General features: G+C 54.6%; 12 protein-coding genes and 1 riboswitch. Of the genes, 6 read left to right on the forward strand and 6 right to left on the reverse strand.

Annotation, left to right across the window (positions count from 1 at the left end; translation table 11 throughout):
- Positions 1-154: 154 nt before the first annotated feature.
- Both ACR3ZL_RS01240 and ACR3ZL_RS01245 read left to right on the forward strand, forming a co-directional pair.
- Positions 155-1,237 carry a DUF1559 family PulG-like putative transporter gene (locus ACR3ZL_RS01240; protein ID WP_473649700.1) on the forward strand — a complete coding sequence of 361 codons (1,083 nt, stop codon included), beginning with the start codon at positions 155-157 and terminating at the stop codon, positions 1,235-1,237.
- The gene (locus tag ACR3ZL_RS01245) at positions 1,237-1,581 is read left to right on the forward strand and encodes a hypothetical protein (RefSeq protein WP_473649699.1); all 345 of its coding nucleotides are present in this window, start codon (positions 1,237-1,239) and stop codon (positions 1,579-1,581) included. Before ACR3ZL_RS01240 ends, ACR3ZL_RS01245 begins: the two co-directional genes overlap by 1 nt.
- Before the next feature lie 26 nt (positions 1,582-1,607).
- On the opposite strand, the gene arsC is transcribed toward ACR3ZL_RS01245, so the two are convergent.
- From arsC to ACR3ZL_RS01275, 6 genes are all read right to left on the reverse strand, one after another.
- On the reverse strand, positions 1,608-1,958 hold the full coding sequence (gene arsC, locus ACR3ZL_RS01250) for an arsenate reductase (glutaredoxin) (RefSeq protein WP_473649698.1): 351 nt from the start codon (positions 1,956-1,958) through the stop codon (positions 1,608-1,610).
- Between the two features lie 132 nt (positions 1,959-2,090).
- Complete coding sequence (locus tag ACR3ZL_RS01255; RefSeq protein ID WP_473649697.1) at positions 2,091-3,146, reverse strand: ribonucleotide-diphosphate reductase subunit beta; 1,056 nt, start codon at positions 3,144-3,146, stop codon at positions 2,091-2,093.
- Positions 3,147-3,148: 2 nt separating this feature from the next.
- The gene (locus tag ACR3ZL_RS01260; protein WP_473649696.1) at positions 3,149-3,430 is read right to left on the reverse strand and encodes a hypothetical protein; all 282 of its coding nucleotides are present in this window, start codon (positions 3,428-3,430) and stop codon (positions 3,149-3,151) included.
- Positions 3,431-3,432: 2 nt separating this feature from the next.
- On the reverse strand, positions 3,433-6,282 hold the full coding sequence (locus ACR3ZL_RS01265) for a ribonucleoside-diphosphate reductase subunit alpha (RefSeq protein ID WP_473649695.1): 2,850 nt from the start codon (positions 6,280-6,282) through the stop codon (positions 3,433-3,435).
- A 194-nt stretch (positions 6,283-6,476) separates the two neighbouring features.
- Positions 6,477-6,704, reverse strand: a riboswitch (cobalamin riboswitch).
- A 73-nt stretch (positions 6,705-6,777) separates the two neighbouring features.
- Positions 6,778-7,905, reverse strand: a complete 1,128-nt coding sequence (locus ACR3ZL_RS01270; protein ID WP_473649694.1) for an ABC transporter permease — start codon at positions 7,903-7,905, stop codon at positions 6,778-6,780.
- A 10-nt stretch (positions 7,906-7,915) separates the two neighbouring features.
- On the reverse strand, positions 7,916-8,971 hold the full coding sequence (locus tag ACR3ZL_RS01275; RefSeq protein ID WP_486173153.1) for an NAD-dependent epimerase/dehydratase family protein: 1,056 nt from the start codon (positions 8,969-8,971) through the stop codon (positions 7,916-7,918).
- A 196-nt stretch (positions 8,972-9,167) separates the two neighbouring features.
- Between ACR3ZL_RS01275 and ACR3ZL_RS01280 the strand changes: the two genes are divergently transcribed.
- The 4 genes from ACR3ZL_RS01280 to ACR3ZL_RS01295 all read left to right on the forward strand — a co-directional run bounded on the left by ACR3ZL_RS01280 (position 9,168) and on the right by ACR3ZL_RS01295 (position 26,984).
- Complete coding sequence (locus ACR3ZL_RS01280; RefSeq protein WP_473649692.1) at positions 9,168-9,617, forward strand: DUF805 domain-containing protein; 450 nt, start codon at positions 9,168-9,170, stop codon at positions 9,615-9,617.
- Between the two features lie 716 nt (positions 9,618-10,333).
- Positions 10,334-20,131 (forward strand): SDR family NAD(P)-dependent oxidoreductase, encoded by a 9,798-nt coding sequence (locus ACR3ZL_RS01285; protein ID WP_486173154.1) that lies wholly within the window; start codon positions 10,334-10,336, stop codon positions 20,129-20,131.
- Entirely contained in the window at positions 20,128-23,454 is a 3,327-nt protein-coding gene (locus ACR3ZL_RS01290) for a type I polyketide synthase (RefSeq protein ID WP_473649690.1), read from the forward strand. Before ACR3ZL_RS01285 ends, ACR3ZL_RS01290 begins: the two co-directional genes overlap by 4 nt.
- The gene (locus ACR3ZL_RS01295) at positions 23,451-26,984 is read left to right on the forward strand and encodes a non-ribosomal peptide synthetase (protein WP_473649689.1); all 3,534 of its coding nucleotides are present in this window, start codon (positions 23,451-23,453) and stop codon (positions 26,982-26,984) included. Before ACR3ZL_RS01290 ends, ACR3ZL_RS01295 begins: the two co-directional genes overlap by 4 nt.
- The last annotated feature ends 10 nt before the right edge of the window (positions 26,985-26,994 follow it).

The following is a 26,994-nucleotide window of genomic DNA, read 5'->3' on the forward strand; positions in this document are numbered from 1 at the left end:
CTAACTTAGGCTTCTGCGTTCCCGCCAGGATTTCAGTATGGTGATCAAGCATTTTCGAGATTGCGGCATACCGTGGGTTTTGAGTCAAACCGTTTCACTTCGATCGAACGGTATCCATCGTCGAGGTGGTCCCCCTCGACACCGTCCACCCAGTATGCCAATCGGCACCTATCGCTCGGGCGGATTCACTCTGGTGGAGCTTCTGGTCACGATTGCGATCATTGGCGTTTTGGTGGGATTGTTGTTACCCGCGGTGCAGGCGGCCCGAGAGGCAGCGCGGCGAATGTCGTGCAGCAATAATCTTCGCCAAGTCGGTTTGGCCACCCATAACTACCATTCGGCTTTTAATCGTTTGCCCGCCGGGTACGTGTCTCATCCAACCCGCAATGGCGTCGCGCCGGCTCATGTGCGGATGGACGCGACCACTTGGGATGCAGGTCCGGGATGGGGGTGGGCGGCGGCAATTTTGTCCTTCGCTGAAGGCAACGCTTTGGCAGACAGTTTGCAGATGGATCACCCGATTTGGTCGACGGTCAATGAAGAGGCAATTGCGTCCACAGTGCCGATGTTTTTATGTCCCAGCACGACGGGCGGTGATGATTCGTTTGTGATCACTGACGAGGTGTCTGATCCGCTGTTGATTGGTGGTCGTGAAATTCGAGTTGGACGAAGTCACTACGTTGCCAGTCACGGGCAAGAAAGTTGTTGGGGAGAGTGTGGATCGGTGGCTACTGGGGAAGTGTTTACCAATATTTACACCTCAGAAACCAAAATCGTTTCGATCCAAGGTGATGCAGGTCGCGTGGCCGACGGTCCGTTCTATCGAAACTCGAAGACGCGATTCCGAGATGTGCTGGACGGTTTGTCCAACACCGTGTTTTTCGGCGAACACAGCTCGGCGTTAAGCGAGAAAACATGGGTGGGTGTTGTGCCGGGGGCGTTTACTCATCCACGTTTCAGTTCGCCTGAAAATGGATCCGACGCTGCCGCGACGCTCACGTTGGTGCACGCCGGACCATCCGGCGGTGAGCTAGATATTACTGGCAATCCGATTATCCACCCCATGAACTTTCCAACCTACCACGTCGGTCAAATGTTCTCGGAACATCCCGGCGGCGGCTTCGTGTGTCTGGGTGATGGATCGGTGCAGTTTGTCAGTAACTTCGTCGACCTGTTGCTATGGGCGGAAATGTCCAGCATGGACGAAGGTGAACAAATCGATTGGGAGAAATTTTAATGGCTACTAACGACTCTCAATCGTCAGCTTTATCCAAGGGAAATCTTGGGCTGATAGCAATGACTTTGGTGGTGATCACTTTGATTGGTTGGTGGTGGATGCGTCCGCCGGTGAAACTCGACGAGAACCACTACGACATCACCGTGGCATTGTATCGGGCTTGCAATCAACGCAGTCTTGAAGGATTAGCAGCGATTGAATCGCTGCTCAAGGAGTCTGAATCAGCGAGCCAAGGTCCGGGCAGACAAACGATTGCTGCCATTATCGCTGACGCGAAACAAGAGCATTGGCAGGACGCAGCACGGGCCTGCCGGAAGCTCCTCGATCAGCAGGTTCAACGCTGAAGTCCTGCCTTTGTTCCCATCATGGGCTAAAGGATGTCGGCGATGTTTTCGAGCGGTCGACCAATCGCGGCTTGGCCGTCGTGGACGACGATGGGACGTTCGATCAGCATTGGGTTTTCGGCCAGAATCGTGAGCCATTCGCGGTCCGAAAGTGTCTGGCTTCCCAGGTCCAACTCCTTGAATCGTTTCTCGGTCTTACGAGCCAGTTCTTGAGGTTTGATGCCAAGCATTTTTGCAATCTTGGCGAGTTCTTTTTCGCTGGGAGCATCTTGCAAGTACTTCACGGTTTCGAATTCGATCCCGCGTTCTTGAAGAAGCTCTACAGCGGCTCGCGATTTAGAACAACGCGGGTTGTGATAAAGGGTGGTCATGGTCATTCGTTGATTCGGATCAGGTTTGGGAAGTGGCGATATGCCTTCCACGCAAATGACGGGAAGGCTTCACTATCGCCGGCCAATTGTATCCTGTCGTGAGAATTTCAGAATGCTCGCACCGTCCTTGACAAAGGGTTAGTCCCAGTTGAGGCTGCCAGCGGCTTGGTATTCGGTGACGCGGGTTTCGAAGAAGTTCTTTTCTTTGGCCAAATCCATCGTCTCGCTCATCCAAGGGAATGGGTTGGTCGAACCGTACTGCATCGGCAAACCAATTCGTTCGAGTCGGCGATCGGCGATGTGTTGAACATAATCTCGGAACAGATCTTCGTTGAGCCCCATGATGCCGCCGGGTAGGCAGTCGGCGGCGTATTCCAGTTCCAGTTCGACGGCTTGTTTAACGCGATCGACCATCGCTTGCTGGAATTCGGTGGTCCACAAATGCGGATTCTCCGCTTTGATGCCGTTAATGAGATCGATACCGAAGTTCAGGTGAATCGTTTCATCGCGAAGAATGTATTGGAATTGCTCACCGATCCCGGTCATCAGGTTGCGACGATGGAACGACAGCATCATCACAAAGCCGGTATAAAAGAACACGCCTTCCATGATCAGGTAGTAGCCGATCAGATTTTTCAAAAACGCCTGAGCTCCTTCATCCGTGGCGGTGGAAAAATTTGGATCCATCACTTCGGCGGTCAACTCGGTTTCGAAAGCGTCTTTGCGAGCGATGGAGGGGACCTCGTGATACATGTTGAACACTTCGCCTTCGTCGAGCCCCAAACTATCGACGACGTACAAAAACGTGTGCGAGTGGACGGCTTCTTCGAACGCCTGTCGCAATAGGTATTGCCGGCATTCAGCGTTGGTGACGTGTTTGAAAATCGCCAACACTAGGTTGTTGCCGACCAAGCTTTCGGCGGTCGAAAAGAAGCCGAGGTTGTGCATGATGACGCGTCTTTCGGCGTCGGTGAGTCGATTGCTACGCCAGGTTTCGATGTCCTTCGTCATCGGAACTTCAGTGGGCATCCAGTGGTTGGCGCATCCGTTGTTGTAATGTTCCCAAGCCCAGTTGTACTTCAGCGGCATCAGTTGGTTGACGTCGACTTGGTTGCAATTGATCAACCGTTTGTCCGACGCGTCGAAGCGGTTGGGGGCGTCACTGGACGTATGGGGAGTATTGGTGTTTGACATGATTACATTCTTGGATCGGTTGGAATAGGAACGTTGCTGCGTTCGCGAAGCCAGCGTGCGAGCGCCAGTCGCGTTGGAATTTGCACCGGCCCTTCGATGACTTCGTCGTCTGCATTGAGCAGACAGACTTGGAAGGGGCCGTCGCGAGACGGCAGATCAAATCCGCCTAGATCGGTCAAAATCAATTGGCGACCGTCGTTTTCGTAACGCACCCAAGCCCGAGAAACCCCAGGCTTTTGAATGACTTGAAAACCACGTTCGATCCAATTGACGAAGAACCGCATCCTTACTGACAGGCTTCACAATCGGGATCTTCGATGCTGCAGGCCGAGGGCGTGCCGACACGGTCGACGCGGATGGAACCAGACTGACTTTGCGATTTCATCCAGCGAGGTTGGATGCCGTGCCGGTTGATATCGACGGTCGATTTTTCGACTTGGGTCGCGGCGAGGGAACGCAGGTAGTAGGTCGTTTTAAGTCCGGTTTTCCAGGCGAGCGTGTACATCGCGTCGATCGCTTTGCCGCTGGGCTGGGCCATGTACAGGTTCAACGATTGGCCTTGGTCGATCCATTTTTGGCGTTTGGCGGCAGCCGCAATCAACCATTGCGGCTCGATTTCAAATGCTGTTGCGAAAACCGCTTTGACATCCTCGGGTAGGCGTGGAATGTCACTGACGGTGCCGTCGAAGTGTTTTAAAGCATCGAGTGTTTCGGCATCCCACAATTCATGTGACTTCAGGACTTCGACCAGTCGATGGTTCGTTTGCGTGAACTCGCCCGATAGGTTGCTTTTGGAATACAGCAGCTTGTAGGTGGGCTCGATCGACTGGGTGCAACCGATGATCGTGGAGATCGTTGCCGTCGGCGCGATCGCGAGACAGTTGCTATTCCGCATGCCGTGCTGGGCGACGGAGTCACGCACGATTTGCCAATCGAAGGTTTGATTGCGGTCAACTTCAATCGTTTCGCCGCGACCTTGTTGAAGCAAGTCGAGGGTGTCGATTGGCAACAAACCACGGTCCCATTTCGAGCCTGTATAGGATTCGTATCGGCCACGATCGCGAGCGAGCTCGGACGAGGCGAGGATAGCGTAATAGCTGATCGCTTCCATACTTCGGTCGGCAAATTCGACCGCTGCGTCACTGGCCATCGGAATTCGCAATTCGTGCAGCGCGTCTTGATAGCCCATCAAACCCAAGCCGACGGGACGATGTCTCGCGTTGGCGTTCTTGGCTTCCGGCGTGGGGTAGTAGTTGATGTCGATGACATTATCGAGCATCCGCATGGCTGTGTTCACGGTCGCTCGAAGCAAGTCTTGATTCAGTTCGCCATCGATGATGTGCGCGGATAGGTTGATCGAACCTAGGTTGCAAACAGCGGTTTCATCGGCACTGGTGTTGAGCAGGATTTCAGTGCATAGATTGCTGCTGTGGACAACACCAGCGTGATCTTGGGGCGAGCGGATGTTCGAAGGGTCTTTGAAGGTAACCCAAGGATGGCCGGTTTCGAACAATCGGGTCAGCAGCTTGCGCCACAATTCAGAAGCAGGCATTTCGCGGTGTTGGCGGATGCGACCGGCGTTGGCTTCGGACTCATAGAACTCGTAACGTTCTTTGAATTTTGCACCATAAGAATCGTGTAGATCAGGCACTTCATCGGGACTGAACAAAGTCCAGTTTCCGCCGTCACGCAATCGTTGCATGAACAGATCCGGGATCCATGCGGCGGTGTGCATGTCGTGCGTTCGACGTCGATCGTCGCCGGTGTTCTTTCGCAAGTCCAAGAACTCAACGAAGTCCAGGTGCCAAGGTTCCATGTAGGCGCACACAGCACCTTTGCGTTTGCCGCCTTGGTTCACGGCGACGGCGGCATCGTTAACGATTTTCAAAAACGGGATCACGCCTTGGCTTTCACCATTGGTACCGTTGATGCGGGCACCGGTAGCGCGAATGTTGGTCCAGTCGTTTCCTAGGCCGCCAGCCCATTTGGACAGCATGGCATTGTCGCCCACACATTTAAAAATGTGATGCAAGTCGTCTTGGATCGTGGTCAGGTAGCAACTGCTAAGTTGTGGGTGTGGGGTGCCGGAGTTGAAAAGGGTTGGGGTAGCGCTGGTGAACCGCATCGACGAAAGCAGGTCATAAAACTCGATCGCCCGTTCTTCGCGGTTTTCGCTTTCAGCCAATGCAAGTCCCATCGCGACTCGCATCCAGAAATACTGGGGCGTTTCGATGCGGCGACCTTCGATGTGCAGCAGATAACGATCGAAGATGGTTTGCATCCCGAGATACCGGAACCGAGCATCACGCTCTGGTTTCAGTGCAGTCGCGATTCGATTGATGTCAAATCCGCGGAGATCATTCGATAATCGCTTGGCACGCACGCCTTCGATCACGTAGTGCTCGAAGTGGTCGCGGTAGGTGTCGGTGAAGCCCTCGTCGAATTGCGTTTTGCCTAATGATTGACGGTAAACGATCGAGCGTTGCAATTGCGCGGCGAGAGCGTCGTAAGCGGGATCTCGTTCGATGCGGCTACGGGTGGACAGCACCAGGGCTCGCGTGACATCGTCGGGCGTCATTCCATCAAACGCACCTCGAACGACTTCGGCGACGATCGCATCAGTGTCAACTTCCGGAAGCTTGGACTCGGGACATTTCGACAGGAAACGCGTGATTCGGCTTTCGTCGAATGGGACGCGGACGCCGGGTTCCAGTTCCACACGGACTCGGGGTTCGGCGTTGTGGGGTGCGTGTAGGTTTTCGTCTAGCGAATCCAACGCGGTGTCCGTCCCACGAATGGCTCGGATACGTGCGTGTTCGGTGCGGTAAAGGATGTAGCGGCGGGCAACACGGAAGTGTTCCCGTTTCATCAAACCGATTTCGACGATGTCTTGGATCTGTTCCACCGTTACGGGCGAATTGCGTTGGGGGTGTACGATCATATCTTCGATTTGCGCCACGATTTGCATGATGTGGTCGATCACGTCGCTGGCCAGTGGTTGTCCATCGGCGAGGTTGAGTTCGGCTCGAAACGCCTTTTCGATCGCGGTTTGAACTCGCCGAGAATCGAATTCAATTTCGCGACCGTCTCGTTTGCGAACCATTCCGGTACGTGTGTTTTCCGCTGAAGATTCCATGCGGTGACTCCCTTTTGACGGAGTGGTTGCGCAGCGGCACCCGGACCCCGTTTTCCGTTGAATGCTGGATTCCGATTCTCAGAGCGCGCAAACGCACCTGGCTAGCGAATCAAGAACTGACACAAGAACAAACCCAGACAACTCACAATGGATGCTTTGTTGTCGCAACGATCGCCCCAATCCGAGAGGGCATCCAAATCGCCTATTTCGTGGTAGGTCTTCTGACTCACTGCCGATCAAAGTTCGTTGCCTTCTCATTCGCTTGATCGCGAACAATGGCACTTCCAAAGAAGAAATTTTGACTTGCAACCCGAAGGTTGCGGCAGTTCACAGCGGCTGGACCATCCCGGAATTTCACCGGAGTTCCCTGTTCATGAATCGTGCCAGAAGCACGGCTCATCACCACGAACGCCCCAACCATATCGGTTGAAATCGCTTCGTCAAGCGGAAGCGTTTGGGGGATCTGGTTTCAGTCCTGTCAGCACGCCAAAAGGATTAATGCCGAAGCGCTTCGGCGGGGGACAATTTGGAGGCGGCGAAGGCGGGAAGCAGTCCACCCAGGAATCCGACGACGACGGCGATCAAGAGTCCCTGCATGACGACACCGGTGCGGATCTTTCCTTCGATCAATCCGTTGACCGCCGGCATGTGTGTCAGCATCGCCACCAGGAAGAAGGCGACCGCGATGCCAATGAAGGCACCGATCAAACTCAATAAGATGGATTCGAGCAAGACCATTGAAACGATTCGTTTGCGAGTCCAGCCGATCGCGCGCAGCAGTCCAATTTCGAGCGTCCTTTCTTGGATCGACATGAACATGGTGTTCAGTACGCCAACACTGCCGATGATGGTCGCAACCATCGACGTGAGCCAAGCCATGGCAACGGCAAGTTGGATTTCCGATAGCGATTCAACATGTTCGCGGGTGGGGCGAACTTTGACTTCGGGTTCCATCGCCTCGACGTCCGCAGCGATTCGGTCCATTTGATCTCGGTCGGATGCATCGGTGGTGATGATGCTGAAACCGGACACCTCGCCTTCGCGTCCCATCAACCGTTGCAGTTCGCCAACGGAGACAACCAACGATCCGTTTTGAAGCACGTTGAAACTCTCATAGATGCCGATCACTTCGTAAGCTTCGCCCTCGACGATTTCAAGTGTTTCGCCCACTTCTTTGCCTAGCGTCTCGGCCAGCGTGACGCCGACCATCACGGCGCGTTCGTCGGACTTTAGCAATCGCCGACCGGCGACTGGTTCCATTGCGTCGAAGACTTGGGTTTCCGGTTTCAGACCACTGACCGGAACGACGTACAAACCAACATCAGCGAACGAGACCACATCGGCGAGGCCAGGGATTACATCGGCGACGCCATCCAGTTCAGCGATCCGGTCCCCGAGTGATTCGTCTAACGTGCTGGTTAAACGGCGGGCGCTCCCCGAGCGAACCACTAACAGGTCCACTCCGGCACCCTGATAGAAGTTCATGAAGGTGTCTTTGAATCCGTTGGCAATACCGACAAGGGACACCACCGCACACACCGCCAGTGCCACGGCAACCAGCGTCAGCCCACTGCGAAGTGGACGTCGCATGATGTTTCGGATGGTCATCGTCGCAAATTGCATCGGTCGTCGCCTATTGGATCCAACCGGCGCGCCGGTAGTCGATCGTGGTTTCTTGGATACGGGTGGCCAAATCGGCTCCCGGAGCAAACGATAGGTCGTCGGCAGCCCGGTTGCCATTGCAAACCCAATCGCCACCCACGCCTTCGCGTATCTTGTCTAGGTTCAAGAATACTCGCTTGCCAAAAATTCGTAGCATGCATTCCCCGTAGGCCCCCAGGGTCCAACCAATTGATTGGGGAATGCGAAGATGACGAACGCGAGCCTTGTCGATGGTTGCGGCAATCATGTCGGCCAGTTCAACGAAGGTGACCGGTTTGGGATCGGTCAGGTAGTAGGTTCCCAATCGATCGGCAGGAATGTCGCCTGAGTCGTTCAGACCAACCAGGCGTTGACCGTGCAAGCTGGCGGTGATCAATCCTGGAATCAGGTCGGTCACGCTTAGGTACGAATATCGCGAGGTCCTGGAGAGGACGAAGTTCCAACCTGCACGAACGGTTTGATAAAGGGCCAACAGGTTTCGGTCACCTGGACCGATCACGCATGGAGGACGAACGATGGTGGTGGGGACGACCTTGGCCAGTTTGTGCAGTTCGGCTTCGGCTTGAAGCTTAGTGCGACCGTAATGAGATACGGGATGACAAGGATCGGATTCCACGACCGCGGTCGAGCTTGGGCCGGCTGCCGCCAGTGAAGACAAGTACACCAGTGTCGGTGGATCGGACTGGGCCGCCGCTGCCTTGCCCACGACTCGGGTGCCTTCAACGTTCACGCTTTCCGATAGTGCGAGCGACTTGGTTGAAACGGAGGCTGCGGCATGGAAAATTCGGTCGACGGACTTCATCGCGTCGTGGAGTTTGGTCGAATCGCGAATGTCCGAGGCCACCACGTGGACCCGCTCAAGCGGGTCTTGAGCGTTGGGGGCTGACTCGCCGTGCCAATTGATTTGATTCGGGTCGTTTCGCGAAAAGTGGTCAACCACAACCACCTCATCACCCGCCGCCAACAGTCGGCCGACCATACGGCGACCGATGAATCCTGCCGCACCGGTAACGAGTGATCGTTTCAAATCGACTACATTTAATTGGAGAGTATCGGAATTGTCTGACGACAAAAGAGAAAACGGATAGCCAAAATATACCCAGCCGTCGGGTGTGTGCCATTCCCTAATAAGTGTTGCACGTTTGGTAGCGTACAGATTACCTTGATTATCTTGCCACCTGGATGGGTGGTTTTATTGCTTCGTCCTATATGAAAGAGCTCGGATGTCGGTCTCCAATCCTTATCAATCGACTCACGAAGTCGCCGTCGATCCGTTCAACTCGCACCGTACCTATGGCGGTATCGGAAGAGCGGCCTATTTCTTTGGCGGGATCGGAATCAGCATCGTTCAGAACGGACTGACGTTCGCGTTAGCGAGTAGTGGTGAGGCTGGTGCGGTCGCGGTACTTCCGATCGCATTGATCGCATTGGCCGGAACCGTGGCGTTAGCTTGCTATCGAATGATCAACATGGGTTCGAGTGGCTGGTGGGGCTTGGGAATCGTTGTGCCTCTGCTGAACATCTTTGTCGGCTTGCGATGCCTGATCTGTCCAGAAGGCTATGCCGATCACAAAACACTTGATTCGACTGGCAAAATTATCAGCGGCATCTTGATCGCAATCTTTGTGATTGGCGTTCTCGGAATCATCGCGATGGTTGCTGTGAAGCCTTAAACGTTGAATCGTTGAACGACATAGAACTGGGCCGGTTAGCCGATCCGACTCACCATAGCTCTTACCGCTAGACGCCCTCTTTTTGTTGACCAAACACGGTCCTTCGCGGTTGTGTTTTGAGAAGTTGGGCTTTGGAAGTATGGCAGCGAATGGGCGAAAGTTGGTCGGTGACCGGTAACGAATGGGGCAGTCTTCCGCTTGGATGATTGTTGTTTTGTGGACGGATCGGTATCGCATCGTGCTGCATGAATCGGTTGCACCGTCACTTAATCACTTTGATGATTCAGTCGTTCAACGTGATGGGTGCGATCGGGCTTGCAGTGTTTGGACTTGGCTCTGTTTCAGTGTGCCACGGAGTCCGGCGGGCACTGAAGTCTCGGGTCAATGAATCTACTGAAAAGTGGAATCGCTGATGCTGCGCCGCAATTTGGGTGGCGCAGCAGTCGTGGGGTCCAGCGGTGAACGGGATTCGTATCGCGAACGGCGAAATTCGGTCTAGATTCCTTTGTCGCGACCTGACGGACAGTCAACCGCGATTAGCGCCATGGTCCCCCATATGGGCTGTGAGAAATAGCCTTCCTGACCTAAATTAACACTCCGTTGGTGCGAAAATGTGTCGTAGATATGTCAGTGTCGTCTCGATACAGTGAAATCTCTAACCCCTTTGTAGGATCATCCCGCCACCCGGTTGCGGTCGTGGCGCGGCTATCTGTTCCGTGAATGCCAGCAAAAACTCGCCGCTATCGCCCCGAACGCTCGTAGATTTACTACGCCAGCGCACAAGCGAACATGCCGACGAGGTGCTGTATCGATTCCTGCGCCCCACTGGTGATGAGTCGCCGCAAAATCGGTTCGACCCGCAAATCCTGTCTTATGCCGATTTAAATCGGCGAGCGATGGAAGTCGCCGCGTGGTTGTTGCAGCGGGTTCAACCGGGCGATCGAGTCGTGTTGGCGTTTCCGCCGGGGTGCGAATACATCGCGGGCTATTTCGGATGTTTGTATGCGGGAATCATTGCGGTACCCGCTTACCCACCGCGCCGAAATCAGCGAGACCAGCGACTTCATGCAATTATTGCTGACGCGGACGTTCGCTTTGCCTTAACGACAGCGAGCTTGTTGGACTCAGTGATCGAGACGATGTCCGACGCCAGCGAGGTGGCATGGCATGCGATCGAATCGATTCCGAACGATGCCGGGCTGGCCGATCAGTGGCAGGCTCCCCCGATCAACGCGGACTCACTTGCGTTCTTGCAATACACATCGGGTTCGACGGGTACGCCCAAGGGTGTCATGGTGACGCACGGGAACTTGCTGCATAACCAAAAGTTGATTCAAAGTAGCTTCCTTAGCGATCAACGTGACAGCTTGATCGGATGGTTACCGCTGCATCATGACATGGGTTTGATTGGCAACGTATTGCACCCGCTTCATCTGGGTGGATCGTTGACGTTCATGTCGCCGATTGATTTTTTGCAAAAGCCGGCTCGATGGTTGCAAGCGATTTCCCAATACGAAGGCACGATCGGCGGCGGTCCCAATTTCGCCTATCGCTTGTGTGTTGATCAGATCGCCGACGCGGACCTTGTTGGAGTGGACCTATCGAAATGGCGGGTCGCGTTCAACGGTGCCGAACCGATTGACGCCGACGTGCTACAGCAATTTGCAGATCGGTTTCAGGATTTCGGTTTTAGCCACGATCAGTTTTGTCCTTGTTACGGCATGGCTGAGACAACACTGTTAGTCACCAGCAAGGTTCGCAACGAATCGGTGCGTTTGGAAACGCCTCCGGATTCAACGAAGCCTTGGGTCGGATGCGGTGCAGCGCATGCGGACATGGATATCCGGATTGTCGATCCGGAGTCTTTCCAAGAGGTGCCGCCGGGCCAAACGGGTGAAATTTGGATTCATGGACCGTCCGTCGCGGCCGGGTATTGGAAGAACGCCGAACAAACTGATTTAACGTTCCATGCGAACATTGTGGGTTCAACTAAACCGTATCTTCGGACCGGTGACTTGGGCTGGATCGATCCAAACAAAGGCGAAAAGGTTGCCGGTGAACTGTTCGTAACCGGTCGCCACAAAGATTTGATCATCATCCGCGGAACTAACTATTACCCGCAAGATATTGAAAGCTCTAGCGAAACCGCTCACCCGGCTTGCGCGGTGGGTGGTTGTGCTGCATTTTCCGTCCAGCGAGATGGTGGTGAGTGCTTAGTCATCACACAGGAAGTGCGTCGCTCGGCACGTCGCTCAATGAATGCGACCGAGGTGATTGAAGCGATTCGCGATCGGGTGGTTGATGAACATCAATTGCCACCGGCAGCCATTGTCTTGTTGCGTCCCAGTGCACTGCCGAAGACAACCAGCGGCAAGGTGCAACGGCGTGAAGCCCAGCGGCAGTTTCTAGCCGACGAGTTAAGAAGCGAACATCAGTGGGATCTGCAAGACACGGTTGCGTTTACCAGGCTGCACGACAAGCCGCAAAGCGACCCAACACAAGAGCGACCAAGCAACAATTCGAACAACGTCGCGAGTCCGCATGCCGACTCAACTTTGATCGCGAACTGGTTGATCGAGCATGTCGCTGAGCTAACCCGATTGCCGGCGGATGCAATCGATCGACAAGAACCGCTTTCACGATATGGTTTGAATTCGGTCGGCGCGGTGAGACTAGCGGGTGATCTGTCGCAGTGGCTCGGTCGGGATATTCCTCCCACGTTGGCGTACGAATATCCCACCGTCGATTTGCTTTCGGGTTACCTGTCGGGTGATGCCGTTGAACCAGTTTCAACGCGACGCAGCCCATGTCCTGACTCGGTCCAAGACGATATAGCGATCGTTGGCATCGGTTGTCGGTTCCCGATGGCGGACTCACCTAGTGCGTTTTGGCATTCGTTGATGCAGGGGACCGACGCAATTGCAGACCGCTGTGAATTCCCCAATCGGTACCCTGACCAGAACAGCGACTTGGCGAGTGAGTTCTTTCGAGCCGGCTACTTGTCCGAAGTGGATCAGTTTGATGCGGCGTTCTTCGGGATCAGTCCTCGTGAAGCGGACGCGATTGATCCCCAGCATCGACTGCTTTTAGAGACGACTTACGAAGCGATTGAAGATGCTGGGATCCCGATCGATTCCCTGCGCGGTGAACGAGTCGGGATTTTTGTCGGCTCCAGTCATCAGGATTACTTGCGATTGGGCGGTCGCGACAGCGTGAACGCCTATTCGGCGTCGGGAAATTCGATGGCGATGGCGGCGGGCCGTTTGTCCTACACATTCGATTTCCGTGGGCCAAGCTTGACCATCGATACGGCGTGCTCGTCGTCGTTGGTGGCGACGCATCAAGCGATTCGGTCGATCCGTGCGGGCGAGTGTGACTATGCGGTCGCGGGTGGCGTGAACTTGATCCTGACGGACGAGGCAACACAGTCCTTCGCGAAAGCCGGCATGCTATCGCCGACGGGTCGATGCCGAACGTTCGATGAACAGGCCGACGGTTTTGTTCGCGGTGAAGGTGCGGGGATGGTTCTGTTGCGACCGCTGCAGGATGCGATAGTAAACGGTGACCAGATCTATGCGGTTCTAAAAGGTTCCGCCGTGAATCAGGATGGTCGAACCAACGGTTTGACCGCGCCGAGCCGAATCGCTCAAGCCGAGTTGATTCAAGAAGCGGTGACCGATGCGGGCGTTTCACCGGCTGACATCGAATATGTCGAAGCCCACGGGACCGGTACGGCCTTGGGTGACCCGATCGAGTTGCGCGCGATCGCCGAGGCGCTCCGCGGTTCGCAGGAACCCGAGGGTAAGGCACGCAAACCACTGAACGTGGGATCGGTGAAAGCGAATATCGGTCACCTCGAAGCGGCCGCGGGTATCGCTGGCTTGATCAAGGTTGCGATGTCGATGCGTCAGGGACAACTGCCGCCGCAGATTCGTTTCGAAAACCCCAACACCCGGATTCAGTGGGGCGAAACGATTCGTGTTCCCGTTGAAGCGGTGCCTTGGAACAAGACATCCAAGTCGGCTCGCCTTGCCGGCGTCAGTTCCTTTGGTTTCAGCGGTACGAACGCTCATGTAGTGTTGGAACAGCACACCGTGTCCGAACGGCACAGCACGCCAAATGAGAGTGGCGATTCCAGTTGCCAGATATGGGTAACGTCGGCGAAATGCCAATCTTCACTCGATCAGCAGATCAAACAAGTCGACGCTGATCTCGACGAACATGATTCGTCGTCGCTGGCATATACCTTGGCGGCTCGCCGGACACATCACCGATATCGTGCCGCCAAGTTGGACCTCGCCGATTCGACTTCTTGGATCACTGGCGTCGGGCAACGGGATGCGGTCGTTGATTTTTTCTTCACCGGTCAAGGTGGTGTACAGCCCGGCGCGGGCCGTTGGTTGTACGAGCACAACGCGGTGTTTGCATCGCACTTCGAAGCGATGTCGGAGATCTATCAAGACCTAACCGGTGACGATTTAAAGACGCGTTTATGGAGCGACGAAGAAGCTTGGATGAACACGCTCGTTCAGCCGGCAATTTATTCACTGCAGTCGGCGTTAGCTCAATTCTGGTTGTCGATCGGTGTTCAAGCTAATCGAGTCGTCGGACACAGTTTGGGTGAATACGCGGCCGCTGCGATGGCGGGAATTTTTAGCGTTGAAGATGGGTTGCGTTTGGTGACGCAGCGGGCAGCGTTGGCGGGCAATTTGAGTGTGCACGGCCGCATGCTGGCGGTGTTTGCCGGTGAGGATGATCTTCGCACGGCGGTACGAGGTGTCGGTGAAGAAGGCGTCGATGAAGTTTGGGACTTGGCGGTCGTCAACGGACCTCGCCAGACTGTTATTGCCGGGCTTTCCGAAGCTTTGGACAAGCTTGCAGCTATCCTCAAACAACGTGGCATTACTTCGCGAGCCATGTCGACGACGCATGGCTTTCATAGTCGCTTGATCGACCCCATGCTGGCCGACTTCCAAACGCTAGCGGCAAGCATTCCCATGCGACCGCCCACGCGAACGATGGTTTCATCGCAAACGGGGATGGTGGTGGGCGATGAAGTCGCGACGCCGGACTACTGGGTGGGCAACTTGCGTAATGCGGTTCGTTTTGATCGAGCGCTGAAGACACTGGCTGGGGATGAAGAGGCAACCACAACCCAACCGCTTGGAATCGAGATCGGAGCCGGATCGACACTCGCATCGTTGGCACGAGCCTCGCAACCTAAACTGAACGTGTTGCCCGGATTGCCGGTTGAAAGCAAGGCTCAAGCAGGATTCGAATCGTGCCTCGCTAAGCTTTATGTCCATGGCGTCAATATCGATTGGCGGCAAGTCATCAAGCCAGCGGTTTCGTTAGTTTCGCTGCGATCCTATACGTTCGATCGGCAGCGGCACTGGATCGCCGAACCGACCAAATTGACGGACGCGTCTTGCCCACCGATGAGTCGGTCTGCGGAAACGTTTCCGGGAACCCGGCTCGATTTGGCGACCGAGGATGTGGTCTACCAAAAGGAGCTTGATGCGAACTCAACCTTGGCCGATCACCAAGTGGCCGGACACATCGTGTTCCCAGCCGCCGGATTCATTTGGTGGGCTTGCCAGGCGTTGAAGCAACAGATTCTATCAGGCAACGGTCAGGTAATTTCACTGGAAAATTTCCACATCGATCAAGCACTCCGGTTGCAGTCGGACCAGCCGCTTCAGGCTCAGCTAATCATGTCACCGTCCCGGACAGAGTCCGTATCGGATTCGGTGATCTGGCAAGGTGCCATTGCATCGAAACAGACAACCGGTTGGCAGCGGCATGCGGGTTGGGTTGCGAACGGAACACTCCAAGAGTCGGAAGCGTTTGTGATGCCAATCGCAGCGGCACACCGAACTTTGTTGCAGCCACGCGATGTGTCGTCGCACTACGACGAACTGGGCGAAGCTGGATTGCAGTACGGTTCCTCGTTCCGCTGCATTTCGGAGTTGCATTCGTCGAGTCAGTGGGCTGAAGCGACAATCCAGGCTGCTCCTAATACGCCTACGCAAATAATGGGTTTACTGGATAGTTGTTTCCAAGTCATCGCGTCGATGGGGCATCATTGGGGATCGCGAACTTGGGTGCCGGTAGCGGCCGAACGTATTGAGTTGCGGGGCGAAGAGTTTTTAGCGGATGGGCAAAATACGAACGCTGAGTTGAACACAAACCCATCTCGTTTGCGGGTTCAAACACATCTGACTCACGCGGATGAAGAAATTGCCATTGCCGACGTGTGGATTCAGCCCGCTGGATCGTCTGATACCGAAGCGAACCTGAGCGGACTATTCATCAAGGGATTGAAGGTCCAGGCGACGTCATCGATCCAATCCGACGATTGTGTGTTCGAAGAGGTCTTTGTGCCTTGTCTTCGCGATCGCGAACCGGTGGAACGATCAGCCAGCCAAATTGTGAGCGTCGATGCCGAGATTTTGGAGTCTGAGTTCCTTGCCGAGATGCCGGCGGGCGATCATCGCTTACTTGAAATTAGCGATGCGTTGGAAGCGGTTGCGGGTGCTTGGGTTGGAAAAATTTTGTCGGACTTGGGCGTGCAGTGGAAAGTTGACGACACCTTCACCACGTCGCAGTTGATTCAGCAGGCTGGCATTGTCGCTTCGCATCGACGACTGACCTATCGGCTTTTGCAGATTGCTAGCGAACAAGGTTGGCTAACTCAATCCGATCAACAAACCGGTGACGATGCGACCTGGACGATTATCGGATCGCCGACACAGAGCCCCGGTGATGTGCCTCGGGTTGCCGGTCATGCCGAGTTTGTGTTGTTGGACCGATGTGCCAACGCGACCGCAAGGATCTTGCGAACCGGCGACGACCCCCTGCCGCTACTATTTCCGCGAGATGGTCAGACGACTGTTGCGGATGTTTATCGTGATTCCGTCGGCGGGCGTCGATTGAATTACTTGGCGTCGGTGGCGGTGCAACGTTTGCTGAAACGGTTGCCGCCTGGACGAGCGATACGCGTTTTGGAAGTTGGTGCTGGGACCGGTTCAACGACCGCGTCGATCCTGCCGCTACTGCCATCGCAGAGATGCCATTACGACTTCACCGACATCGCTCCTGGATTTTTCCTTGCGGCAAAAGAACAATTCAAACAGTACGATTTCGTTGACTATCAAGTCCTCAATATTGAAAACGATCCAGCCTCGCAGGGGTTCCAAGACAAGCTGGGCACCTACGATCTTGTCATTGCAGCAAACGTATTGCATGCCACGGCGGATATGCGCGCGACGATGCAAAACATCCGGCGTCTGCTGAATCACCGGGGTGAACTGGTGATCTTGGAAGGAACCAAGCCGGCACGTTGGTTGGATCTGACATTTGGTTTGACTCCGGGTTGGTGGCGATTCACCGATACAAAGACGCGAGCGGATTATCCGCTTCTATCGTGTGAAGGCTGGCAAGAACTTTTAGAGTCCGAAGGCTTCACGACACCGTCGTTTATCGCGCCTGTTGGCGTAAAGGACCAAGATACGTCGCCAAGCCACATGGTGTTGGCGTCCGCCGAGACAGATGAATTGCGAAGCCAATCTGATACATCTCATCGTGCAAGGCGATTAGTGATCTTGAGCCTCGGTTCGACTGGCCTGGCTGACGATCTAGCTTCGCAGGGGATGGCGGATGATCGTTTCGGTAGGTGGAGTTCAGTTAATGCGATCAGACTGGGTGATGAGAATACCGCTGCCAAGATTCAAGCAATGGGGAACCATGGGGAGCCGACAGATTGGATGATCCTGGTGGATCTCGATGACCAGGATCTCGAGCATCCCGGCAAGGGCATCTCGCCGGCTGCGCAGGCGGTTTTGCAAGCGGTTCAGACGATTGAAGCGTGTCAATCAACCCAGGCTGGGACGCAGCCGGAGACTTCCATCCGGTGGGTGCAACGCAACCGAGCGAACAGCGTCATCGGCGAGTCGCTTTGGGGATTTTGGCGCACCGTTGTTTTGGAGTATCCGCAATGGCCTTCTTTGGGTATTGAACTTACCGAAGGTGTATCGGATGACGATGCGGTTTCGATGCTATGGGACGAGTTGCAAACACCGATCACGGATCGATGTGAGTTGCGTCTTGATGAAAACGGTCGATGGGTTCGCCAACTCGCAGCGGCTGACATGCCCTTGGTGGTCAACGCCACGTCGGGACGCGAGCTGGAGATTGGCACGCGAGGATCGCTGGAAACGCTTGAGTTGAAAGCTGCTCGCCGTCGACAGCCGAATTCAGACGAAGTGGAAATCCGAATCACTTCGGCGGGTTTGAACTTCCGAGATGTCTTGAACGCATTGGGAACCTATCCAGGCAATCCGCCCTTAGGCGCCGAGTGCGTGGGAGTTGTCGCAGCGATCGGATCAGGTGCAAGTGAGTTCAACGTTGGCGATCGTGTTATCGCGATCGCAGCCGAAACGTTTGCCGACTTTGTGACGGTGCCGCAAAACTCCGTTTGTCGATTGCCAGCGTCGATTGATCCTGTTGCGGCGGCAAGTTTGCCGGTCGCATTCTTGACCGCGTCAGTGGCGCTTGAGCAAGTGGCGGCCTTGAAGGCTGGTGAAACCGTCCTAATCCATTCGGCCGCTGGTGGCGTTGGCATGGTCGCGGTGCAGATTGCAAAACACTTGGGTGCCAAGGTTTTTGCTACCGCAAGTGAATCGAAGCACGAGTTGTTGCGTGAGTTAGGCGTGGACTGGATCGCGGATTCACGAACACTCGGATTCGCGAATCGTGTCATGGAAGCGACCAACGGCACGGGCGCGGATGTGGTTCTCAATTCATTAGGTGAAGATTTCATCGATGAAAACTTGGCGAGCTTGTCGGTATCGGGACGCTACGTCGACATTGCGCTGTCGAACCCGACGATTGGTCAACGAGTCGCGGCAGCGAAGTCAGAGGCGTGTTACACGACGATCGACTTGTCGAAGATATTGGCGTCACACGGCGACACTATTAAGTCACGACTTCGGCAAATGATTCAGCGAGTCGAACAGGGAAGCCTGCATCCTCTGCCTATTCGAGTGTTTGATTTGCCGCAGGCTGAACAGGCTTTTCAGTGGATGCGTGAGGGCAAAAATATTGGCAAGGTGATCATCCGCTGCGTCGATGTCACACCCGTGAACGACCAAACGAAAAGGACGACAGGCGTTCATTTGATCACTGGTGGCTTGGGCGGACTGGGGCGATTGCTGATCGATTACCTAGTCAAGAACGCGGCGACGGATATCGTGTTGCTGAATCGACGCGAGCCGACTCGTCGTGAAGCATTGATCCTGGAACAGTATGTCGCTAGCGGAGCGAACGTTAGGTGTGAGCTTGTCGAACTTGAGCAGTCGGAGTCGGTTGATCGCGTCGTTGCCAAGATTCGTGACGAAGGAAAGCCGATCGAAGCGGTCTACCATTTATCAGGGATTTTGCAGGACGCAACGGTTGCCGAACAGACCGTAGATACGATGCGATCGGTATTGGAACCGAAGGCGATCGCAGCATGGAATCTGCATCAATCGACTTTGAAAGATCCGTTAAAGCGATTTGTGTTATTTTCGTCGATGTCAGGCTGGTTAGGATCACCTGGTCAGGCAAACCATGCGGCCGCCAACTCGTTCTTAGACGCCTTGGCGGTATATCGCCGACGTCAGGATCGACCGGCCATTTCGCTGGGTTGGGGACCTTGGGCTCGAATCGGATCGGCCGCAAAACGTGAGCGAATCGGCAAGGGCGACTTCGCGGGTATCGGCATGCTGATGCCAGATGAAGGGATGCGGCTGCTAGATCAAATCCTGCAACAGGATCTTTCTGGTGAAATTCTGTCCCCTCTTCCTGCCAAATTGGTATTAGGGAGATTGATGGTCGATCGTTTGCCAAAACATCTCCAAAACAGCGCACTGTTTGCTGGGCTATCGAGTCAGGACACTCAAACCCTTTCTGGATCGTCTGAATTACTGGATTGGGTCGTGCGCTTCGTGGACTATCCTAGAGAGGAGCGACTTGATCGCGTGACGAGTCACTTGCAGACCGCGATTGCCCGATCGTTGTCCATGAAGTCACCTGAGGCGGTTCCAGTTGATAGTCCGTTGTTTGATTTGGGGATGGATTCGCTAACGTCACTGGAGCTGGTGAATCACTTGCAGTCCACGTTGGGAGTTCGAATGAGCACGGTCGAGTTGTTTAACTTTCCCGACGTGCGATCGTTGGCTGGTCGACTGGTCGATCTGATGATCCCTGCTGAGGCCGATACGGTCGATGAAGAAGCAAATAGCAACGAGCCGGCACCCAACGGATTGGAATCCAGCGAGGCAGGTATTGGATTAGAAAAGGCAAACCGACGAGTCGAATTGGCGAAACACGCCCCTGCGAATAACAACGAGAATGGTCACATGAATTCAGACGTGCCTTCAACCGACGCGACCCTTTCCAGTGACATCACTGACTTGTTGCAAGAGATCGGTGACCTGACCGACCAATTCGAGAACTGGGGATCGGACCAATGATTCAACTACCGCCTTCTGGTGATGATTTCGCTGCAAACCCAGACGACTCTAATTCACGCGATAAGGGTAACGAGGACTCGACGCCGCAGGGTGCAGGAAGAGATGCATCTGCATCGCAAGATAAGGTCGGTTCACCGGTCGACATGGCGGTCGTCGCTGAAACGCTTCGTAAAACAAAGTCGGCGATGCAGCGAGTACGCGATCGCCTAAGTGAGCCATTGGCGGTTGTTGGAATCGGTTGTCGCTTTCCCAACGCGTCAGGCCCTGACGAGTTTTGGGACTTGCTGAATTCAGGTCGCTCGGCGGACACGGTCGCGGGTGATCGCTGGGACCAAAGTTTGAAGGCCGATCACGCTAAACAACCTGGACACATCACGGCCAACCGCGTCGGATGGCTAGATGAGATTGATCAGTTTGACGCGTCGTTTTTTGGAATCTCCGGTCGCGAAGCGGTCTCGTTAGACCCACAACAGCGGTTACTGCTTGAGATTGCATGGGAAACATTCGAGCACGCTGGAATCGTTCCACAAGAATCACGTGGCAAGCGAGTCGGTGCGTTTATCGGCATGTGCAGCAATGACTATTTGCATCGTCTGACATCCCGTGACAAGGACGCCATTGATACCTACATGAGTACGGGTAACGCCCATGGTGCGGCGACCGGACGACTCAGCTATGTGATGGATTGGCGAGGACCTTCGGTAGCGGTGGACACGGCTTGTTCGTCATCGCTAACGGCGGTGCATCTGGCGACGCGCAGTTTGCGATACGGCGATTGCGATATGGCCATCGCGATGGGTGTGAACGTTATTTTGGCACCCGAGTTAAGCATTAGCTTGTCACAAGCCGGAATGCTCTCACCGACGGGTCGATGCCACGCTTTTTCGACCGATGCGGACGGGTTTGTACGTGGTGAAGGTTGCGGCGCGGTTCTGTTGAAACGTCTTAGCGATGCCGTTCGTGACGGCGACACCATTCATTGTTTGGTTCGAGGCAGTGCGACGAATCAAGATGGTCGCAGCATCGGCTTGACCGCTCCCAACGGCAACGCTCAACAGGCGGTGATACGCGAGGCCATTCGCGACGCATCGCTGACACCGCAGCGGATTGACTATATCGAGGCGCATGGCACCGGAACGCCTTTGGGTGATCCGATCGAAGTCGATGCATTGCGACAGGTCTTTGCACCGACTCGGCAAGACACTCGGCCGCTTCGAATAGGATCGGTGAAGACAAACGTGGGACACCTGGAAGGTGCCGCTGGGATTGCGGGAATCATCAAGGTCGCTTTGTCGATCAAACACGGTGAACTACCGCGTCACTTGCATTGTGACCAATTAAGTGATTCCATCGATTGGCAATGGCCCGTGGAAGTGACTACCGATGCGCGGCCATGGGATTCGGTCGATCGTATTGCCGGTGTGAGTTCGTTTGGTTTCGGTGGCAGTAACGCACACGTGATCTTGTCGGCTCCCTTGCCACGTAACCCGCTTTCACCTTCGGCGGATGTTTCCAAGATGATCACGGGTGAAGTGGCTGTTTGTGCGTCGACCGGACAAAGTCATACCACCGGGCAAAGCTCTTGCAATGACGATGTGAACTCTCGAGAAGAATCCGCGTTGACGGAGGAAACAGCACTCGAACATTTGTTTGTGCTGTCCGCTAAAACGCCGCAGGCCTTGCGAGATTACGCGGCGAGATGTGCGGATCGTTTTGAATCGCAGCCCGACCGATTGCAGGATATCTGTTTTTCGGCGGCGACGACTCGCGAGGCGTTCGATCATCGGTTGGCATGGGTTGTCGAATCCACTACCGATTTGGTGATCAAGTTGCGCGAATTTGCCAGCGGCGCATCGACCCCGGGGGCGTCTCGTCATTCCAACCGAATCTCGGACACCAGCTACGAATCAACCGATCGGCCGAGCCGAGTCGAGTTGCAGGAGATTGCTGAGTCGTTTGAACGCGGCGAGGTGATCCAGTGGTCTCGACTGTTCAATCGAGACGCGAGTAATGAATCGTTTCAGCGAGTCGCTTTGCCGACCTATCCTTTCCAACGTACGCGACGCTGGATTGATAACTCGCCCGTGAAGTTGCGCGAAAATTCTGTGGATACGTTATCGATATCGGTTGCCGACGACACCCAAACGAATTGGGTGATGTTAAGCCGAAGGCTCGATACCGCGGGCGATGAGGTCATCTTTGAGACCGAACTTTCGGCGTTCGACTATTTGCAAGATCACGTCGTTCGCGAGACCGTTTTATTCCCTGCGGCTGGATTCATCGAACTCGCTCTATCCTCAGCCAAAGCGGTGGGGATCGATCTTCCGGCAGTTCAGTCGCTCGAATTAAGGCGTCCTGTCGTGCTCAGTAGAAACGAACGGAGTGTCGCTCAAGTGATTGTGACGCCGGATTCGTCGACGAACGAAATTCTGTATCGCTGTCGTATCGCCGTGAAAGAGTCAACTGGCTGGGAACCGGTTGCTGAATGTACGCTGCGAAACACTGGTAAGCCATTGACCTCGCTTCGGACAATGCAACCGACGACCGCGCGTATCGAAGCGAGCGAACACTATAAAGTGATGCGGCAACACGGATTGAATTACGGACCCGCCTTCGCTGGTTTGCAGTTCCGTAGCGAAGGGGCAGCCGACCGAACATGCGTTGGCGAAGCCAGTTTGCCCAAACCTTTGGAAACATCGGGGTATGTCTTTCATCCCGCTTGGCTTGATGCGTGCTTCCAAGTGGCCGCTTCGATCATACCCGATTCCAGTCGAAGTTGGGTGCCCGTTGGGGTGGATGCGTTTCAAATGCGGCAGGACCTTGCGTCGGATCAAACGGTCCAAGTCGCTGTGTCACTTAGTGATACTGGTGACGTGGATCGCTTGTCGATCGACCTTCGGATCACGGACGACAAGGGAACACTGGTCGCTGAGTTGGACGGTTTGCAGTTGTCCCCGATTGCGATTCGTCCCAGCGAACTTAAGCAGGAATCCAATCCCCTTGAATCCGCACCGCAAGATAAAGCGTCGCTACGAAGTTTCCTTCACGAGCGAATCGCTGACATCATGGGACTGGCAACCGAAGAGGTCCCGATGAGCAAGTCCTTGGACGCACTGGGACTGGATAGCCTGATGGCGTTCGAATTGAGAGATGAAATGCAGAGTCGTTTCCAGATTGAGATACCGCTAGAGATGTTTTTCGAGACGATTACCTTGGAACGATTCCTAGATCAAATGTTAACCAAAATTGCTCAGTCAGAGCCTGACACCACTGCCGCTGGACAGTCGACCACACCAGATGATTGGGTGGAGGGTGCACTATGAACGCGAGCGAACTGTACGAAGAGCTGAAACGTCGCCGCGTGGAACTTTGGTGCCAAGGGAAGATGCTGCGTTTCCGAGCACCTGACGATGCGTTGGATGCTGAAATGATGACGCACCTGCGCCGGCACAAGAAAACGCTAATTGAAATCATTCAGCAGGAGCAGGTTCCCAAAGAAGACGAGAGCCGTCTCGAAGCGGCCACTGTAGGACAACAGGCGTTGTACTTTCTTCACCTCTCGGCCCCGTATAGCCCCGCCTACAACGTCGCGTCGGCGTGCGAGATCGGTGAGTTTGTTGACGAGAAAACAGTTGCCACGGCGGCTGAGTTGTTGGCACAAAGGCATGAGTCCTTGCGAACGACTTTCGAGTTTCAATCTGGCCAATTGAAAAGACGCATCCAATGCGATCCCAAAGTGGATTTCGCCAGTATCGATGCGACGGATTGGGATGAAGTGAAACTGGCCGAACGTGTCAAACAGGAATACGAACGACCGTTTGATCTCGAAACAGGGCCGTTGTTGAGGGTTCGCTGGTTTCGGATTCACCAGAGCAAACAGATTCTGTTAGTGACACTGCATCACATTATCTTCGACGCCTGGTCGCTCTGGATTTTGCAAGAAGAGTTGATGCAGCTATTAGCCCAAGTTCATGGCGGGGAAATAGCAAAGTTGCCTGCATCGGCCGCGACTTATTCCGATTTCGCAACCATGCAACAGGAATGGGTAGACGGCGAAGGAGGACAGCGGGATTGGCAGTATTGGTCCGACGAGTTGTCTGGCCCGTTGCCGACGTTGAACCTAGCGACGGATTACCGACGGCCGAATCGATCGGAGTACCGAGGTGCGACGTTGCGATTCCAATTGCCTGCGGAGCTGACGGAGCGGTTGCGTGATGTTTCGAAGACATTGCATGTCACTCCTTTCGCGTTGACGATGGCGATTTTCAAGACGCTTCTGCACCGATTGACTGGTCAAGACGATTTGATTGTTGGCACGACCACGTCGGGTCGCGAGCGAGCCGAGTTCCAAGGTGTGATCGGGTACTTCGTCAACTCGCTGTCAATTCGATCCGATGCAAGTGAAGACCCGACGTTTGACCAGTACGCCGCCCCGGTTAAGTCGAAAGTTCTGGGTGCGATCAAGCATCAAGGATTCCCGTTTGTTTCAATTGTTGACCGTTTAAGTGGTCAGGCGGCTCACCGGCAAACCGCAGTTGGTCACTCCTCGGTTGGGCAACTCTCCGCTGGACAATCCGGAAGCGGGCAACGTCGTGTCGGTGGCAACCCGGTCTTTAATGTAATGTTTGGATTGCAGAAGCCTAGGCTTTGCGAAGCAGCGGCATTGATGAACGATCAATCCGCTCAGGTCGAGATGGCAGGCTTCCCAGTTCGTCCCTATCCCATGGATCAACAAGAAGGCCAATGCGACTTGACATTGGAAATGTTTGATACGGACGAGACGTTTGTCGGCACTCTTAAGTACGACACCGATTTGTTTGATCCCGTTTCGGCCAAACGCATTAGCGGGCAATACATTCAACTTTGTGAGCAGATTGCGGACAATCCATATCGACCGCTATCGGAATATCAACTTGTATCAGCGGAAGAGCGACAAGAAATCTTGAGCCTTGCCCAAGGTGCGGATTCACCTTCATGGGACGGTTCATTGATTCACCAATGGATTCGCAAGCACGCCCAAACTCGACCCAACGACATTGCTTGGATCAGTGGCGATACCCAACAAACCTATGTGGAACTGGACGCAGCCAGTGACAATGTGGCGTGCTTCCTGATTGAACATGGTGTGTCGGTTGGTGACTTAGTCCCGTGCAGCGTGCAGCGTGGCTGGACTGCGGCGGCAATGATCTTAGGTATTTTAAAGGCCGGTGCGGTTTATGTTCCGGTGGATGTCGATGGCCCGCTAGCTCGAACCGAAGGTGTGTTGTCGTCGTGCGAGGCGGGGTTCCTGATCACGGATCAGGAAGATTTGAAACCGGTCGCGGCCCGGCGATCGATTCAGTTGGTGACGGTTGATCAACTGATCAATGCGATCACATCCGATACGAGTCCACTGGCGGCGTCGCTTAACGATCTTCAAAGCCGCGAGATCACCGGCGATTCGGTGGCGTATCTGCTGCACACATCGGGATCGACCGGAACACCCAAAGGCGTTTCGGTTTCGCACGAGGCAATCGCTCGGCACATCGTTTCCATGGTGAGCGTCTATGATTTGACACCCCAAGATTGTGTTTTACAGTTCAGCAATTACACCTTCGATCCATCGCTCGAACAGATGTTTTCGGCCTGGAATGTCGGTGCTCGAGTGTTGGCACGTGAGAACGAGATCTGGACTCCTGAAACCCTTTGGGACCAAGTTGCCCAACATGGTTTGACGGTCGTGAATCTTCCGCCGGCATATTTCCAACATTGCGAATCGTTGGTTCAACCAGATACGGACTTGGGTTCGCTTCGTTTGCTGATCCTGGGTGGTGATGTTTTCCCAAGCCAATCCCTGCAGACTTGGTGTGATCGTGGGATTCGGATTATCAATGCCTATGGCCCTACTGAGGCCGTCATTACGGCAACGACCCATGATGTCACTGAGAAACCGAACGCTAGGTCGGTGACTCCCATTGGCCGTCCACGACCGGGAACGCGTGTTTATCTTTTGGATGAATTGGGGCGGCTAAGTCCGCTTGGAGCGGCGGGCTATTTGAACTTGGCCGGACCGGTACTGGCGACCGGTTACCACGGCGACAAGCAGGCGACCGAGGCTAAGTTCCACAACGATCCCTTCGTGGCGGAATCGAACGGTGTGTCGTCACGAATGTACGATACCGGGGATTTAGCACGGTGGAATACCGACGGAAATCTTGAGTTTCTGGGGCGTGTGGATCATCAGATCAAGGTGGACGGAATCCGGGCCGATACATCTGAAGTGGAGATGGCCATCAATGCGATTGAGAACATTGCTATTAGCTGTGTTCAGCTTCACGTTTCCGAAGGATCGGGGGGAAGCAAGCAGGCGGACCTAATTGCCTGGGTTCAGTTGGTTGGATCGGATCCCCGAAAAGGCCACAGCCAAGAACACGACGGTGTGATCGAGACAGACGTTTTGTCAGCGATTCGGTCCTCGCTGCCGCGATATTTGGTGCCACGTCGTGTGGTGGTTGTCGATAGCATGCCGATGACGGCATCGGGAAAGATCGATGCGAAACGCTTGCCGATTCCGACATTGAATCAACGAACAAGTGCTCATCAGTACGTTGCACCCCAAAACGCATGGCAATCCACGCTGGCAAAGATTTGGGCTGATGAACTTGGCGTGTCACCAATTGGGATTGAAGACAACTTTTTTGATGTAGGTGGTGCTTCACTGACTAGCTTGCGGATCATTTCGCGAGCCAACGATGCGGGCTTGAACCCGAGTGATGAGCCGCTCACCCCCGAGTTGCTATTCGAGTTTCAATCGATAGCTGAATTGCATCAACACCTCGGCGCTCCGGAGTTGAACGCTTGCCCGGTCTCATGAAGCGAGGCCA

This window comes from Rhodopirellula sp. J20-39 (genome assembly GCF_057365095.1).

Bases quoted from the DNA above. Each gene is read 5' to 3' on its own strand.
- ACR3ZL_RS01260 (WP_473649696.1), bottom strand. From the start codon at position 3,430: ATGCGGTTCTTCGTCAATTGGATCGAACGTGGTTTTCAAGTCATTCAA.
- ACR3ZL_RS01280 (WP_473649692.1), top strand. From the start codon at position 9,168: ATGTCGGTCTCCAATCCTTATCAATCGACTCACGAAGTCGCCGTCGAT.
- ACR3ZL_RS01290 (WP_473649690.1), top strand. From the start codon at position 20,128: ATGATTCAACTACCGCCTTCTGGTGATGATTTCGCTGCAAACCCAGAC.
- ACR3ZL_RS01265 (WP_473649695.1), bottom strand. From the start codon at position 6,282: ATGGAATCTTCAGCGGAAAACACACGTACCGGAATGGTTCGCAAACGA.
- ACR3ZL_RS01270 (WP_473649694.1), bottom strand. From the start codon at position 7,905: ATGCAATTTGCGACGATGACCATCCGAAACATCATGCGACGTCCACTT.
- ACR3ZL_RS01255 (WP_473649697.1), bottom strand. From the start codon at position 3,146: ATGTCAAACACCAATACTCCCCATACGTCCAGTGACGCCCCCAACCGC.
- ACR3ZL_RS01240 (WP_473649700.1), top strand. From the start codon at position 155: ATGCCAATCGGCACCTATCGCTCGGGCGGATTCACTCTGGTGGAGCTT.
- ACR3ZL_RS01295 (WP_473649689.1), top strand. From the start codon at position 23,451: ATGAACGCGAGCGAACTGTACGAAGAGCTGAAACGTCGCCGCGTGGAA.
- arsC (WP_473649698.1), bottom strand. From the start codon at position 1,958: ATGACCATGACCACCCTTTATCACAACCCGCGTTGTTCTAAATCGCGA.
- ACR3ZL_RS01245 (WP_473649699.1), top strand. From the start codon at position 1,237: ATGGCTACTAACGACTCTCAATCGTCAGCTTTATCCAAGGGAAATCTT.